Origin of the sequence: Xanthomonas arboricola pv. juglandis (assembly GCF_905367715.1) — a bacterium.
GTDB lineage: Bacteria > Pseudomonadota > Gammaproteobacteria > Xanthomonadales > Xanthomonadaceae > Xanthomonas > Xanthomonas arboricola.
Map to the genome: position 1 here is coordinate 4,316,958 of NZ_HG999362.1, position 15,390 is coordinate 4,332,347.

Annotated in this window: 10 protein-coding genes and 2 pseudogenes; 9 read left to right on the top strand and 3 right to left on the bottom strand. The window is 56.9% G+C overall.

All coding sequences use genetic code 11. The features are described 5' to 3' along the window. Positions 1-81 precede the first annotated feature (81 nt). Together KHN93_RS18575 and KHN93_RS18580 are read right to left on the bottom strand one after the other, a co-directional pair. Positions 82-1,614, bottom strand: coding sequence for a S41 family peptidase (locus tag KHN93_RS18575; RefSeq protein WP_167705951.1), 1,533 nt, complete (start codon positions 1,612-1,614; stop codon positions 82-84). A gap of 186 nt (positions 1,615-1,800) precedes the next feature. Then, positions 1,801-2,547, bottom strand: coding sequence for a glucose 1-dehydrogenase (locus KHN93_RS18580; RefSeq protein ID WP_039522454.1), 747 nt, complete (start codon positions 2,545-2,547; stop codon positions 1,801-1,803). Positions 2,548-2,657: 110 nt separating this feature from the next. Here KHN93_RS18580 and KHN93_RS18585 point away from each other — a divergent pair, with 110 nt between their 5' ends. From KHN93_RS18585 to KHN93_RS18605, 5 genes and pseudogenes are all read left to right on the top strand, one after another. Then, the gene (locus KHN93_RS18585; RefSeq protein WP_225879947.1) at positions 2,658-3,026 is read left to right on the top strand and encodes an ArsR/SmtB family transcription factor; all 369 of its coding nucleotides are present in this window, start codon (positions 2,658-2,660) and stop codon (positions 3,024-3,026) included. A 733-nt stretch (positions 3,027-3,759) separates the two neighbouring features. Then, positions 3,760-5,133: pseudogene (cycA, locus tag KHN93_RS18590) on the top strand (D-serine/D-alanine/glycine transporter); the annotation flags it as partial. Positions 5,134-5,639: 506 nt separating this feature from the next. Next, entirely contained in the window at positions 5,640-8,306 is a 2,667-nt protein-coding gene (locus tag KHN93_RS18595; RefSeq protein WP_211921025.1) for a M1 family metallopeptidase, read from the top strand. 675 nt (positions 8,307-8,981) lie between these two features. Continuing rightward, positions 8,982-9,950 (top strand): alpha/beta hydrolase, encoded by a 969-nt coding sequence (locus tag KHN93_RS18600; RefSeq protein ID WP_172837873.1) that lies wholly within the window; start codon positions 8,982-8,984, stop codon positions 9,948-9,950. Between the two features lie 213 nt (positions 9,951-10,163). Further along, on the top strand, positions 10,164-10,373 hold the full coding sequence (locus KHN93_RS18605) for a 5-methylcytosine restriction system specificity protein McrC (protein WP_211921027.1): 210 nt from the start codon (positions 10,164-10,166) through the stop codon (positions 10,371-10,373). Between the two features lie 25 nt (positions 10,374-10,398). On the opposite strand, the gene KHN93_RS18610 is transcribed toward KHN93_RS18605, so the two are convergent. Then, on the bottom strand, positions 10,399-11,589 hold the full coding sequence (locus KHN93_RS18610; RefSeq protein ID WP_211921029.1) for a tyrosine-type recombinase/integrase: 1,191 nt from the start codon (positions 11,587-11,589) through the stop codon (positions 10,399-10,401). Between the two features lie 763 nt (positions 11,590-12,352). On the opposite strand from KHN93_RS18610, the gene KHN93_RS18615 reads away from it, so the two are divergent. The 4 genes and pseudogenes from KHN93_RS18615 to KHN93_RS21825 all read left to right on the top strand — a co-directional run bounded on the left by KHN93_RS18615 (position 12,353) and on the right by KHN93_RS21825 (position 15,268). Continuing rightward, entirely contained in the window at positions 12,353-12,526 is a 174-nt protein-coding gene (locus KHN93_RS18615; protein ID WP_211921031.1) for a hypothetical protein, read from the top strand. 27 nt (positions 12,527-12,553) lie between these two features. Continuing rightward, complete coding sequence (locus tag KHN93_RS18620) at positions 12,554-13,411, top strand: hypothetical protein (protein WP_211921032.1); 858 nt, start codon at positions 12,554-12,556, stop codon at positions 13,409-13,411. A gap of 92 nt (positions 13,412-13,503) precedes the next feature. Next, positions 13,504-13,983, top strand: coding sequence for a LexA family protein (locus KHN93_RS18625; protein WP_211921034.1), 480 nt, complete (start codon positions 13,504-13,506; stop codon positions 13,981-13,983). Beyond that, positions 13,983-15,268, top strand: a pseudogene (locus KHN93_RS21825) (Y-family DNA polymerase). Before KHN93_RS18625 ends, KHN93_RS21825 begins: the two are co-directional and overlap by 1 nt. Positions 15,269-15,390: the final 122 nt, after the last annotated feature.

Sequence of the window (15,390 nt, forward strand, 5' to 3'; positions counted from 1 at the left end):
TATTTGGGTGGATGTATTAGCTTACATCGATGCCAGCAGCGTTGCTTGCTAGCCGCTGCATTCTCCCCAGTACGGACTTCATTACTCGCGAGCTATCTTTTCGATCCAAGCCTTTACAGACGCGGTGTCAGCGATGTTTCCTTTGTACTCGATCTCAGGCTGCTGAGGCACGTTGTCGTTGCGCTGTCGGCCGTCACGTGTCACATAGGGGACCGCAATAACGCCGTTACTGCTGGGTAGGTCAGCTTCGACTGGAGAACCTGTCCGCGTATCAACAAACGTTTCAAGGCCAACCTGTTTGACCCCAGGGAAGTTCTTCAGCTCATCTACAAACGCAATACACGCACTTCCGCAGTCGTAGTCAGTCAGGACGAAGACCTTTGCCCTGACAGGGTTGGCGGGTATGCGTCTGGGCTTCGGAACCTTGTTAGCGTTCACCGGCTCTTTGATTACTGTCTCTCCCCGTGCCACTGCGGCGGCGTATAGGCTGTTGTCGGCGTCATAGGGTGTGCCGTCTTTCGGCCCCTCTGCCGGGGCGCTGGGGTCGGCTTGTCCCTGTGGTGCTGCTGCGTCGCGCTGATGCTCCTTGCTGACTCGGAGGACAGCAGAAATCTTCAATCGTTCACGGGCATAGTAATTTGCATACTCTCTGCCATAGAGCGCACGCAATACACCCATAAACCATTCGTAAGGCCCGCCAGTGTTTCCGCGCACATCAAGCACAATGATTGACTTATCACGCAGTGACGGGGCCACCTTGTAGAGCGCCTCAAACTGATCTGACTCCTTCCGGTCTCGTGGAGAGAAATTTCCGAGCCGCACCCATGCGCCGTCGTTACCGAACGGTTCGACAGTGACGCTTCTTCCCAGCTGAGGGACCAACTGTGACCGGATTTTTGCGAGCTCGGTGGTGGGGATGATGTGCCACTGCAAATCAACGCTGCGGCCGTCGACGATGCAGCTGCGGGGCCTGGCTATGAAGGGACTCGCTGAATCCCGAAAGAGGTTCAGTGCCACACGTGCATGCGTGGACTCCAGGCCTGGAATCATGTTTTGGTAGGGCGCCACGCGCTTTGACCATTCGGCCATAGGCAGTCCGTCGCATTCCGTGATCTCAGCTCCGTTGGCTATCACACCTTCCGATCCAGCAACGAGGAAACGGCGTCCCTGGTAGACCGCGAGAAAGCCCGGCCATTGATAGAACACAGGTGTCAGCTCAATAGAGACGTAAGCATGCGCATCGTTGAACGTTGAAAAAAGGTGAGCCATCGTTTGTCGATAGCCCTCAAAATTCTTGACCTGCTGTAGGTCCGCATCGGCTTGTTTGCGTGCTTTCGACAGAGTGGCCTCAAACCCTGAAGGATCTGGGTACACGGCCATGATGGATTGGTCCCGAAACCACTGCAGCGAGAAGTCGACATCTTTGTCCGCCATGGCAGCCCATCCCTGATAAGCGGTGCTCGACTGTGGGGCCTGTTGCGCGCTAGCAGGGGAAAGCATCTCGGACCAGAGCACCAAGGCGGCGCAGAAGACAGGGAGTACGCGGCTCGAAGACGGGCGGTGCTTTGGAACGGATGCCATTAGATGAGAGCCTTGATAGATCAGGTAGGTCAAGCAGGATCCATGCCAAGCTCTTCCGCGACAGATGTTACCCCTACTGACTGCACGGTGTCCGCGGACGTCCGAGGGGTGTCCGCCTGTCCGCAAGTAGACACGCCACAACATTTCCGCATGCTTATTGAGGAAAGTCTCGCGCCTTTTTCAGCCGGCCGGGTCAGGCCAGCTGCATGAAGGCATTAGTCAGCGTAATCCTCCGGTGACCAGGATCTCTTCACCGGTCACGAATCGGGCATCGTCAGATGCAAGGAACGTCACCACGCTTGCGATGTCTTCCGGCTGGCCTGCACGTCCAAGGGGCGTCTGCGCCACGATGCCACTTGCCATTTCCGAACCGACGATGCCGGCAGTTGTCGTTCCTTCGGTGATTACAAATCCTGGGCTGACGACGTTGACGCGGATCTTGCGGGGGGCAAGTTCCTTGGCTAATACGCCAGAAATTGCGTTAACGGCTGCCTTGCTAGCGGTGTACAGCGATGTACCTGGCGATCGCAAGGTGGTGATCGAAGAGGAGATGTTGACGATGCTACCTTCGTTTCGAAGATGCTTGATGGCCGCCTGTGTGGTCATGATCATGCCCAGAACATTGACATCGAACAGGCGACGGTACTGATCCTCTGTGACGTGCTCTACCGCTCCCACATCCCAGACCCCGGTGTTGTTTACCAGGATGTCGAGACGCCCGAACTGCGTCACCGCAGATTCAATAAGTGCCTGTGCTTCGACGGCGATGGAGATGTCTGCCCGGACTGCAAGCGCCTTGCCGCCTGCTGCGGAGATAGCGTCAACCACAGCATCTGCTCCCGCCTTGCTCGACGCGTAGTTGACCACTACTGATGCGCCTTCTGCCGCCAACGCCTTTGCGATGCCTGCGCCGATCCCCTTTGAGGACCCCGTCACCACTGCCACCCTACCTGCCAGCTTCTTCATGTTGCTATCCTCGATTGCTACTTTTGACATCGACATTGACCAGAGCTGCAGAACGCACACCCTAGTCCCGTAGTTCGGATATTATGAACTATGGTCACCGAGGTCAAGCGTTGCAGAAAATCACCATGAGACCCTTACTTCATCCTGCTATCGAAGACGTTCGACCCGCCGCGATTCTCCATGCGCTGTCGGACCCCAACCGTGCGGCGATCCTTGCCAAGATCCTCACTGCCGGCCACGTGGAGGCGTGTGCTTCTGTCGCCGAGCTGGGCGATCGCGTGATTCCGAAATCATCGCTGTCGAATCATTTCAAGATCTTGCGCGAGGCTGGACTGATCCGCAGCGAGCGTCACGGTGTTGAGATGCGGAACCATTCGAGATTTCCAGAAATCAACGCCCGCTTCCCAGGGCTGGTAGCAGCGATCATCAACGCCTATGCATCGGACAACGCAGATGGCGCGCCTAACTTGAAATCGTAGGTCAAGATCCTGCGATGGGTGAACCAGCCGCCGGTCAGCGACCGCAAGCGGCGGCTTGTACGCATCCTGGAGCGGAGCGATATCAGCCTAGTCAGTTCATGCATTCACTATCAGTCTCACTCCTACACGCGGCCTCACCAGCCTCGGAGAAGCTAGCGATCTGCAGCGCTTCAGTGAGCAGCTGCAACTGATATCAAGCATTGAACAGCAACACGGCGGGCGCAGTCTTTTAAACGCTCCCTAACCCCGATAAACATAGATGTGTCCACTTCAAGTGCGAGCGTTCGTCGCGCTCGTTGCGGACAAGATTGGCATGCATCGCGCCATCGCTCCGGACGCAGGTCTGTGACTGCGGCTCGGCCCACTCTGCCACGCAGGACAGCACCGGCATAAGAAGGTTATTCAGTGTGCCGAACGAAATTCATCTCAAACGTGGGCTTCCTGGTCGGCACGTTCCAGCCGAGGCCATTATTTCAACGCCAGGCGATAACTGCTTAAGACGAATCGAGCTCGCTAGTAAAAGTCGCATGCCAAATCATTAGTCAATCATTAGCCCATATGCATTCACGTATTTTTTTACGAAGCTCTCGTGTAGCAGTGACGATTCTAAATTTTATTGCGCTCCCAAAAATCTTCAAACATTCGCTTCGCGGTCTCAATTTGCGTTACTAGGCAACAATATGATCAACGAAGATGTACGTTAGCCAGCTCATTAGTCGCCGGTCCGCTCCCCATGTCTGACCCATCCGCGCCCGATCATCTACAGCGCAGTCTTTCCAACCGCCACTTGCAGCTAATCGCCATTGGCGGGGCAATCGGCACCGGCTTGTTTATGGGTTCGGGCAAGACGATCAGCTTGGCTGGCCCTTCAATCCTGTTCGTCTACCTGATCATCGGCGCGATGCTGTTCTTCGTTATGCGTGCCATGGGCGAGCTGCTGTTGTCCAACCTTGAATATAAGTCGTTCATCGACTTTTCCACAGATTTGCTTGGCCCATGGGCGGGCTTCTTCTGTGGATGGACCTATTGGTTCTGCTGGATCATCACCGCCATTGCGGATGTCATCGCGATCGCTGCCTACGCACAGTTCTGGTTTCCGGGCCTAGCGCCGTGGATTCCAGCGGTGATGTGTCTATTACTCTTGCTTGCGTTGAACCTGGTGACAGTGAAGCTCTTCGGCGAGCTAGAGTTCTGGTTCGCACTAATCAAGATTATCGCCATCTGCGTATTGATCATTACTGGCGCGGGGCTGGTGATGTGGGGGTTCCGTTCGCCTTCCGGCAACCTGGCATCGCTGTCCAATCTGTGGAATGACGGCGGCATGTTCCCAATGGGAATTGGCGGGTTCTTCGCTGGATTCCAGATCGCAGTGTTCGCCTTTGTCGGCATCGAGCTGGTCGGCACCACTGCTGCAGAAACCGCCGACCCGCATCGCAACCTGCCTAAAGCGATCAATTCAATTCCTGTGCGCATTCTGATTTTCTATGTGCTTGCCCTGATCGCTATCATGGCCGTGACGCCCTGGCGGCAGGTAGTGGCCGGCAAAAGTCCGTTCGTGGAGCTGTTCGTACTTGCCGGAATACCAGCGGCGGCAAGTCTGATTAATTTCGTAGTGCTCACCTCAGCCACCTCGTCGGCTAACAGCGGTCTCTTTTCGACCAGTCGCATGCTTTACGGCCTTGCCGAAGAGCAAAATGCACCAAAGGGATTTGCGAAGCTCTCTAGTGCAGCAGTGCCAGCACGCGGCTTGCTGTTCTCCTGCGCTTGCTTGTTGTTGGGCGCGATGCTGGTGTACCTAATCCCCAACCTAGTCACCGCCTTTACTCTGGTCACGACATTGTCGGCAGTGCTCTTCATGTTCGTGTGGTCGTTGATTCTGTGCGCTTACATCGCCTATAGGCGCAAGCGCCCGGAGCTGCACGCAGGGTCAGCTTTCAAGATGCCCGGCGGTGTGCTGATGTGCTACGTATGCCTCGCGTTCTTCGCATTTGTCATTGTCTTGCTGACCTTACAGACCGACACACGCCAGGCGCTGTTGGCCAGCCCGATGTGGTTCCTGATACTGGCCGTCAGTTATCTAGCCAAGTCGCGCAGCGCAAGCGAAAAGAAATTATCGATCCATCAACAAACGCAAGTATTCATGCCAAGGAGAGAGCACGCCTGCCGATTACCAGAAATTGCACTCGTTGGGTTTGCAGAAGCCGCATTTGCATAAAATGCCTTTAGTGGCTCCGCGCTTAACAAGCGCGGAGCTTTTATTTTCTCGTTAAATTCCCAATGTATGTCTTGAATGCTATGGCATTCGGCGACCTAGTGACTCCCTCAGCGTCATAAGGAAAATTAATTTTCCGGCACTTTTCCCACACAAAGGAACAATGGCTTTCGATTTATTGCAAGCACTGCCATGTCAAATAGGACTAATCAGACTTATTGAGGATGAATCATTAAGTCCTGCGGATCGATGGCGTCCAGCCATTCAGCAGTTCGGGCGTCTTGCGGGCCTGAACTACGCTTCCGTGTAGAGTATTTCGCACCCTGCAATAATTTACTAATGTTTTTTTATAACTTTAGATATAAGCCTAACATCGCGTCTACCTCTCCGAGGCAATCACTGTGCGACACATCCTGCAAGCTGCCATCACGTTGACTTTGATCAGTACTTCCCTGCCTTCCTCGGCTCAAGGGGATGCTGCTGCCCAACGCAGATCAAGCTCGCCGGTGAGCACAGTTACGACCCAGTTACCCCGCACCGCTAAGCCCACGCATTACGCGGTAGAGATAACGCCGCATGCCGATGCACTCACCTTTGATGGCAAGGTGACCATTGACGTCGTCGTGCTGCAACCCACTGACAGCATCACGCTACATGCGGCCAAGCTCACCTTTGTCAACGCCACGCTCACCCAGCGCAAGCGTGACACACCGCAGCCAGCCATGGTCAGCGCCAATGATGAGGAACAGACTGCCAGCTTCACTTTTGAAAAGCCGCTGGCGCCCGGCAACTACGTGCTATCCATCGCCTATAGCGGGGTGATAAACACCCAATCCAACGGACTGTTTGCTGCTGATTACACGACGCCGCAAGGCCCACGGCGTGCATTGCTTACTCAGTTTGAGGCGGCCAATGCACGCAACTTCATTCCCTCCTGGGACGAGCCCAACTTCAAAGCCACCTTTGATCTGGCGGTGAATGTACCGGCCGCGCAAATGGCGATCAGCAACCTACCGGTGGCCAAGTCCACCGCGATCGCCGGCGGATTGAAGCGCGTGGTGTTCCAGCCCACGCCCCCTATGTCCACGTATCTACTGTTCCTGGGTGTGGGCGATTTCGAGCGCGCCACGGTCAAGGCCGAGAATGGCACCGAGATCGGCGTAGTGGCCCAGACCGGCAAGCTAGACCAAGCACAGTTTGCGCTGGAGTCGTCGCGCAACATTCTGCATGAATACAACGCGCATTTCGGCGAGCCTTACCCGTTGCCAAAGCTAGACAACATTGCCGCACCGGCACGCTACAACGCAGCTATGGAGAACTGGGGCGCCATTCTCAGTGCCGAAGCTTATCTGTTGCTGGATCCGGCAGTGGCTGGCATTGACGACAAGCAACGTGCCTTCGGCGTGGCCGCGCATGAAATCGCGCATCAGTGGTTTGGCAACCTAGTCACCATGGCATGGTGGGATGACCTGTGGCTCAACGAGGGCTTTGCCAACTGGATGGGAGCGCGTACGACGCAGAAGCTGCACCCGGAGTGGGACAGCAACAACATGCTTCCAGCTCTGCGCAGCCGCAGTGCTATGCAGGGCGACGCATCTGCCACCACTCACCCGGTGGTGCAGCACGTGACCACGGTGGAGCAAGCCGATCAGGCGTTCGACCAGATCACCTACAACAAGGGTGAAGCGATCATTGCGATGCTGGAAGATTACCTTGGTGCCGAGCAATGGCGCGATGGTGTCCGGCGCTACATCCGCCAGCATCGCTACGGCAACACCACCACCGATGACCTCTGGCAGCAATTCGATGCCGTAGCGCCAGGCAAGCAATTCACTCAGGTGGCGCACGACTTCACCCTGCAACCGGGCGTGCCCTTGATCAAGGTGCGCACCACCTGCACTGTGGGCAGCACCACGGTTGATCTGGAGCAGGGCGAGTACACGCTGGATCGCCCGAACAAGACGCCGCTGCGCTGGCGCGTACCGGTGGCTGTACGCGGTGCCAGTGGCACGCTCACGCGGGTACTGGTGGACGGCACCGCGCAACTACAATTGCCTGGTTGCGGTGGGCCTGTTGTGGTTAATGCCGGGCAAAACGGCTACTTCCGCACGCTTTATGCGCCCGCTGATTTCAAGGTGCTGCGCACAGGTTTCTCCACATTGCCGGTCGTGGACCAGATGGGCGCACTGATGGACACCAGTGCGCTGGCCACCAACGCCCTGCAACCGGAGGCCGACCTGCTCGATCTCACCACCAGCGTGGCAGCCACGGCACCGCCAGACGTGTGGCAGGTGGTGGCCGAGCTGTTCGACGGAATCGACACGGTATTCGATGGCGCGCCCAAAGAGCAGGCCGCATGGCGTAGCTATGCGGCGTCGCGGTTGACGCCAGCTTTTGGCAACCTGGGCTGGGACAGCCGCGTCAACGAGCGCAGCCAGGTGAAGGTGGCGCGCGCGCAATTGCTCAGCGCGCTGGGCGCCATGGGCGAGCCTGCCATCGTCGCAGAAGCGCGGCGCCGCTTTGTCGCGTTTGAATCCGATCCCGATGCATTGCCGCCTGATCTGCGTAAGAGTGTGCTGGACATCGTGTCCCGCCATGCCGACGCCGCCACATGGGATCGTCTACACGTTCTGGCCAAGGCGCAGACCAGCAACACGCTGCGTACGCAGTACTACGTACTGCTTGCGAATACGCAAGATGCTGCGCTGGCACAACGTGCACTTGACCTAGGCATGACCAGCGAGCCTGGCGGCAACATCGGCATGCGCATGATTTCGCAGGTGGCACGCCAGCACCCGGACCTGGCGTTTGACTTCGCGGTCGCGCATCGCGAACAAGTAGACACACTGATCGGTGCCACCTCCCGCAGCGGCTTCTACCCGCGCCTGGTTGCCACCTCGGCCAACCGGCAGACCGCCGACAAGGTCAAGGTGTACGCAGACCACTATCTTGAGCCAGACGCACGCAGCAATGCAGAAAAAGCCATCGCCGCCATTCAAACGCGCGCCACGCTGCGAGAGCGACGGGTCCCGGAAATTGAAGCTTGGTTGAGAGGGCGTAAGGAGTGAGTGCATTTACAGACGCATCTTTCTGTTGCTGCGCGTCCCCATGTCCTCAGTCCACGTCGAGTGGGGCTGAGGCTGGTTGATGGACGAAAGAGCGATCCAGCGCTTTACCCTATTTGTTTACTTAAGGATAGCCAGGCAATCAGTGTGCTACGGGTGTGTTGAAGAGCTACTAGAGCGATCGGCTATGTGGTGAGGAAAAACAAGCGTCTAGATCCGTGCTGACTCACGGGTTAAACACGTTTTAAACACAAAAATGGAAGATCTTAAACATTTCTCCTGATCTAGATACCCAGCTCTTCTGTCTCAGCACTTGCAAGCAGCAACAATGCGCTACTGTCATAACCTGTTGCTATCTTCCGGCGAGACATTCCATACTTACCCGCCACGTACACTTCCCCCTTAACATTCAGCTCAAATCATCTGAAGAAAAAATATCTATTCAATGCAAATGACGAGCAATCCACCTTAACGACAACGCACAATCAGTCAGAAAACTGGATATCGATAGCGTGTATTGCTGTTTTTAGTGCAGCTCTTTATCGCTAGCGCAATCTTTTATTAAAAATCAACAGGCCGGGTAAAAAATCATGAATTCATATAGAAAATACTTGAAATATTCAGGCGAGATTTGTCGAGCGCAGTTTTTTTATTAGGTCGCGCCTGCCCAATGCTCCAATGATCTCAACAACATGGCGCGGCATCAATCCGCAGCAACACAGGCTTAGCTCGGGCCGGCTGAGGCTTGGCGTCCGGGCAACTAGCAAGCGCTTGCCGCCGACTCGTTGCTACCGTTTTTTCGACAGCGTAGTGATTGATGAAGATAATGGGCGTCGCTGGCGCATTCGTATTGCACGTCCATGTGTGCAGCCACCCAGACGCGGTTTTCCGTCGCTGTGGATGCTGGACGGTAACCGGGCTCTTACCCACTTCGATACCGTCTTGCTGTGCCGGTTGTCGCAGCTGCCGGCGCCGCCCGTGCTGGTGTTTATCGATGCCGACCACGACCTGCTGATCGATTTGCCTACCCGCGCTCGCGATTATACGTTCCAGCCTGCCGACCATCCGTTTCTTAAAGCTCCCGATGCACCAGACGGGCTGGTAGGTGGCGGTGCGCAAGCATTGCTCAATGCTCTGCTGCTGAAAGCAATGCCTGCGATCACACACCACGTGCGGTTGGATCGCAGTAGGCAGGCGCTGTGGGGACATTCATTGGCCGGACTGTTTGTGTTGCACGCGTTGTATGCTGGCGACGGCCTGTTCACCGATTTCGCCACTGCCAGCCCGTCACTATGGTGGGGGCAAGGCGCACTGTTAGGCACGCCCGAGGAGCACTTCATTGCATGCGGGTCGCACTATCCCGCGCGTATATGGATATTTCTCGGTGGAGCAGAGCGAGCCGGCCAGATCGATCCGCGTAGCCGTGAACGTCCTGATCACACAGACTTATTGAATGCAATTCAAGGCGCGCCAGCTGACGCGGCATTGCACCTGGCAAAGCGCCTGGCGACGCTGCCAGGTCTTGCAGTGCGCTACCGCGAGTTCCCCGCCCTGCATCATGCGGCAGTGTTCCATGCTTCATTGCGCGCGGTGTTGCAACACATCGTCGGACTCCCGAGCCGGGGGGCTCGTAACCGCAGGTTATGAGTCGGCCGGGCTGTCGATGGCTACTACTGGCAGGCAGTCAAAGCCGGCATGTCCACACAGCCGTACTAAACGGCAATCGTGCGCTTCGCGCATGCAGCGGAACTTTGCCGAGCAGGCGCGCCATCCCAAACCCTTTCTGATAGTGCGTACCGCCCGGTCGACCAGGAGCTCTGGCTATGGTTGGATTAACTTTACGGGGAGTCGACATGCCCGATGGAAAAGCTGTTCGAGACATATGTCGCCAAGCACTTCAAAAAGCAGCTTACCGCGCATCTCGTGCTGGGCACTCAGGTAAGGCGGCACCATCTGGTGCGCTACGGCGACGCACAGTGGTTCCAGCTGCGCCGGGATATGGTGATAAGCCGGCAGGGCATTGGCGAGGCGGCTCGGTACGAGCAAGCAGATCTGATACGCACTTCCTGACAGAAACGGCTGACACAGCCTTATCTCAGCTTGTCTGCCCCTGTGTCCGTAGACTGTCTAGATAGTCGGCCCACCCCTGCATCATCTTCTTGCGCTCTGGCAGGTGCGCCGTGCGGTTGTAGGCTCGCCCCAATGGATCACGCACGGCATGCGCGAGCTGGTGCTCGATATAGTCTGGGCGAAACCCCAGAACTTCATCCAGCACGGTCCGCGCCATCGCACGAAAGCCGTGACCTACAATGGTTTCGCCATCGAAGCCCAAATTGCGGAGCGCGGCATTGACCGTGTTCTCGCTCATGGGGCGATCGGCGCTGCGCACGCCGGGAAACACGTAGTCGCTGCGCTTGGTGAGTGGCCATAGTTCTTCAAGCACTGCCACTGCTTGTGCGGATAAAGGAACGATATGCGCGGTCTTGCTCTTGCTGGTGACGTAGCGCCACTCGCCGGCTTCCAAGTCAATATCCGTCCACTTGGCCTGCCGCAGTTCGCCAGGGCGCACGAAAAGCATGCGAGCCAGCTTGAGGGCCGCGCAGGTCACAGGCGAGCCCCGGTAAGCCCACAGCGCGCGTAGAAGCTCGCCAATTCGCCCAGGCTCGGTCAGGCTTGCGAAGTGCTTGGTTTGCAGCTGCTCCAATGCACCCACAAGGTCTTCAGCAGGATTTCGCTGAGCCCTGCCCGTCACCATCGCGTACTGGAAAACTCGTCCTGCATGAGACCTCGCCCGGTGGGCAGTCTCCACTACGCCCCGTTGCTCCAGCTTCCTCAGAGCAGCCAGAAGAATGGGAGCACTGACATCAGTGATCGGCATGTCAGCAATAAAAGCCAAATCCTTTTCGATAAGACGGCGCTCTCGCTTTACCGACCCTGGACCTAGCCCCTCCTTCGCTCGCTTAGCCAGCAGCTCAAGCGCAATGGTTCCGAATGTAGTGTTCACGCGCTCGGCTTGGACCGCTCGCTCAATCCGAGCGACATGGGCCGGGTCAGCTCCACCCTTCAGCAGCATACGTAGCTTGTCGCGCTCTGCACGAGCCTGCATCAGTGAAAGCGCCGGGTACTCGTCGATGGTCAGCATGCTTGGCTTGCCTGCATACCGATAGCGATACCGCCAAAGCTTTGCACCAGTGGTACGCACCTCAATGCACAAGCCATTTGAGTCAGCCACCCGAAAAGCAGCATCCCGAGGGTTAAGCGCGCGAAGCTTTGTATCTGTAAGCATGTGGAGTCAGGCACCTGTGAGTCGGGCAGGCAAGATGCGATGGAACGACTCACAGCCCGACTCACTTCACACATGGATGCAGCTGGATCCAGCTGGACCTTGCAAGACCAAATACCAACGTTTTTCAGGGGATTTCTTGAACCTTCCGGACTATATCGGACGTTCTTGAACCGGAATTTGGTGGGCCCACCAGGATTCGAACCTGGAACCAAAGGATTATGAGTCAGGCCCATTGACCTTAATTATCAAAGAGTTATCGCCATGATTTTTCCCGATGGCGCCGGAGCAAACGCTTGCAGCCCAGGGATGGGCTCGGCATTTTTCCTGCAGACAGCCCATGGACTAAGGCCGTTCCTCGTGGTGGAACGAGAGCGCCCATAGAGACCTGTACATTTTCAAGGAGGACCGGGCGCCTCCCTCATATTTCTGGACTGCGCTGCTATGCAACCACTGCACTTCCAAATGCTTGTCCGGCTCTAGTCAAGTTCGCTAGCCCACTCAGCAGAGCGCTGGAAGAAGTCCAACCAGAGAAAGCTGAATAGGAGGGTGGCCCCGGGTCACGCCTTTGCGCCCACGTCTTTGTGTGGGCTTGTACTCACGCTTTTTATTAGCTAGTCTAGCGTTATGATGATGTTGCCTGAGCTTACGGCTCCAGGGCGTGGCCCGATTTGTGAAGCAAATCGGGCCACGCCCTGGAGCCAATAAGCTGGGGACTTTTTGGTCCAGAACGTGCACACTACCGTTTCTACGCTGAGGGTTCGCAATGGCTAAGACACTGACAACAAGGGAGCTGAGCTCAGCAACCTATGGCAAATTCAGCCGCGCCGGCGTGACTGTGGACGTACGGAGCTTCTTAATGAGTTCCGAAGGTCAGAAGGTCTTACAAAAAATTCATGGCGCCGCCAACCTCCAGATACCGGCCAAGCCTAAAAAATAACCACTGAGCTCTACAGGGCAGGATGCCATGCCGTTTAACCAGCTCATCCTGCCCTTGCTCGGAGGGTATCTTTTAATTACTTATGCTCATTGCTTTGTTTACTGGAGTTCACGCCAGTCAAAGGAGCAGTTGCTTTTTGCGTCGGCTTTTGCTGGCGCTTTACTGGCTATATCCGCACGCGTTTTTACCTTGGCGGTAGCAAGTACGGATTGGGGACATTGGCTTTATGAATTCCTCCATCGCTTTGTAAACTACGAGGGCATCGGCACAGCAGTACTTTCGCTAGCTTTTGGTGTCGTATTAGTTGTTTGGATAAATCGCGCCTGGCCAAAAGCTGAGGCAGGCCTTTGGTTGTATGGCCGCGGATCTCTCACGCATTTAGAAGCGCTACTCTATGCAAGCTTCACGGGCAGCGTGCCTTCTGAAGATGCGATATTCCGCTCACTACCGGTAGAACTTCCTCTCCGGCTCTTTGCCAGCTTGCCTTTAATTGGGCGACCCGTTAAACGTAAAATTCAGGCGCGCAAGTCCTGGAAAATCTTCACTACCTATGACGAAACTAACAATCTTGCAGTGCCTGCACCATTGATGGTGACTATGAAGGATAGGAAAGTATACGTAGGCTTTTTGCAGCACTCCCCTAGCCTTCAGCAGTCAAGCATGTCTCATCTCAACTTTGAAGTGGTATCAAGCGGTTACCGAGACAAAGATGATTTGCGCGTTCAATTCACGGATGACTACACCGAAATTTTCTCTTCTGAGAATCCCGTGACAATGCTACCTTCTTATAAAGTTTTTCCGGTAGCGGACATTGTTAGCGCCAACTTCTTTGACGCGGGAGTATTCGATAAATTTCAGCGCAAGAAAATCTGGCTTGGAGACTAGTAATCTCTTGTGATGCGGGTTAATGCGGTCAGCTCAAGTGGAAGCCACCTAAATCTCGAACACTGAGACTGGTTGGATCCAAAATCCACGCCATGCTTGCCCTTCCCCCGCCCCATACATATGCCCAATTACTCGGGCGAGTCAATCACGATCCAGTACCACTCGATCTGCCACTAAGCGCAATCCGGATACAGCTCGGCTTCCCCTCGCCCGCCGAGGACTTCCAAGACGACGAGCTCGATCTGAACCGGGTGCTGATCCGCAATCCGCCGGCTACGTTTCTGTATCGGGCCGAGGGCTGGAGCATGATCCTGGCAGGCGTCTGCGACGGGGACATCCTTGTGGTGGATCGTTCAGTGAGTCCGATCAATGGCGACATGGTGCTGGCCATTTGGGACGGCAATCAGCCGGTCTGCAAGATCCTTCAGGTCGCGGTCGACCACATCGAGCTCCACAGCTGCAGCCCACACTGCGCGCCGATCGTCCTGGCGCCAGGCACAGAGGTCGAGGTGTTCGCGGCCGTGGGCGTGGTCCGCCAGGTCACGCGCGCTCATTCCCGCGCTGGCCGCTGATGTTCGCGTTGATCGACGGCAACAACTTCTACGCCAGCTGCGAGCGGGTGTTCCAGCCCGAGCTGCGCGGCATGCCGTTGGTCGTGCTGAGCAACAACGATGGCTGCGCCATTGCTCGATCGGACGAGGCCAAGGCGCTAGGCGTGACGATGGGACAGCCCATCCACAAGGTGCCCACGCAGATCCGCCGGCGGCTGGCGTTGCGCTCCGCAAACTTCGGTCTGTACGGCGACATCGCCTCGCGCATCGGCGTGATCCTTCGCCAAGCCGCGCCGCGTGTGGAGGTGTACTCCATTGACGAGTCGTTCCTTGACCTGGCCGGGATCCGCGATCGCCGGCAGCTCGCGGTCGACCTACGCGAGCGCGTTCACCAATGGACTGGCATCCCGAACTGCATCGGCATCGCGCCGACGAAGACCCTGGCTAAGTTGGCCAACCGGGTCGCCAAGGATGCGGCGCGCAAACCGGGCAGCTACCCGGCCGATCTGGCCGGCGTCTGTGACTTGGCAGCGCTCAGTGCAAGCGAGCTCGATGCCGTGCTGCGGGCCACGTTAGTTGGCGACCTCTGGGGCGTTGGTAGGCGCTGGAGCGCCAGGCTGCAGGCACGCGGTGTGTATACGGCAGCGGATCTGCGGGATGCGGCTGCAGACGACCTGCTCGCGGAGTTCGGAGTGGTGATGGCGCGCACGCAGCGCGAGCTGCAGGGTCACACCTGCCTCGAGCTTGAGGAGGTCGAGCCAGACCGGCAGCAAATCATGGTCGCCGATCGTTCGGGACCTGGGTAAGCGACCCGCAAGATATGTCAGAGGCGCTGGCCACCTTCGCCATGCGTGCCACCGAGAAGCTGCGCGCTCGCGGATTGACGTCGAGCGCGATTGGCATCTTTGCCGAAACGGATTCGTTCAAGCCGGGCGTACCGCAGCACAACCCATCACGCACCGCCCCACTCGCCTCCGCCACTTCTGACAGCCGCATCGTGCTCATGACTGTACGCCAGCTGTTCCAGGGCTTCATGCGAGAAGGCTTCGCCTACAAGAAGGCCGGCGTGTGCCTGATGGATCTAGCCAAGCCTGAAGACCTGCAGGGCGATCTATTCACTCCGGCTCGCATCGGCGACGAGAAGCTGATGAGCGCTTTGGACGCTATCAACCGACGCTTCGGGCGGGCTACGGCCGGCCTCGGTGCAAGCGGGTGGCAGAACTCTCCATCATGGACTTCGCGGCAAGAGCTCTTGTCGGGACGCTTCACTACCTCACTGGCAGATCTTCCGCGCGCCACGTGCTGATCGCGCGCCGGCAGGCCTGACTCAGGCGGCTCGGACTGGCTCCAATTTCTACGGCAGCGTGCAGGCCTGGCCATCCACGAGAGATGGGCGGTCGATGCGGTGTGCTCAAGCGTATACGCAAG

Coding starts and splice junctions, on each gene's coding strand:
- KHN93_RS18580 (WP_039522454.1), bottom strand. CDS start 2,547: ATGAAGAAGCTGGCAGGTAGGGTGGCAGTGGTGACGGGGTCCTCAAAG.
- KHN93_RS18600 (WP_172837873.1), top strand. CDS start 8,982: ATGATCTCAACAACATGGCGCGGCATCAATCCGCAGCAACACAGGCTT.
- KHN93_RS18605 (WP_211921027.1), top strand. CDS start 10,164: ATGGAAAAGCTGTTCGAGACATATGTCGCCAAGCACTTCAAAAAGCAG.
- KHN93_RS18610 (WP_211921029.1), bottom strand. CDS start 11,589: ATGCTTACAGATACAAAGCTTCGCGCGCTTAACCCTCGGGATGCTGCT.
- KHN93_RS18615 (WP_211921031.1), top strand. CDS start 12,353: ATGGCTAAGACACTGACAACAAGGGAGCTGAGCTCAGCAACCTATGGC.
- KHN93_RS18620 (WP_211921032.1), top strand. CDS start 12,554: ATGCCGTTTAACCAGCTCATCCTGCCCTTGCTCGGAGGGTATCTTTTA.
- KHN93_RS18625 (WP_211921034.1), top strand. CDS start 13,504: ATGCTTGCCCTTCCCCCGCCCCATACATATGCCCAATTACTCGGGCGA.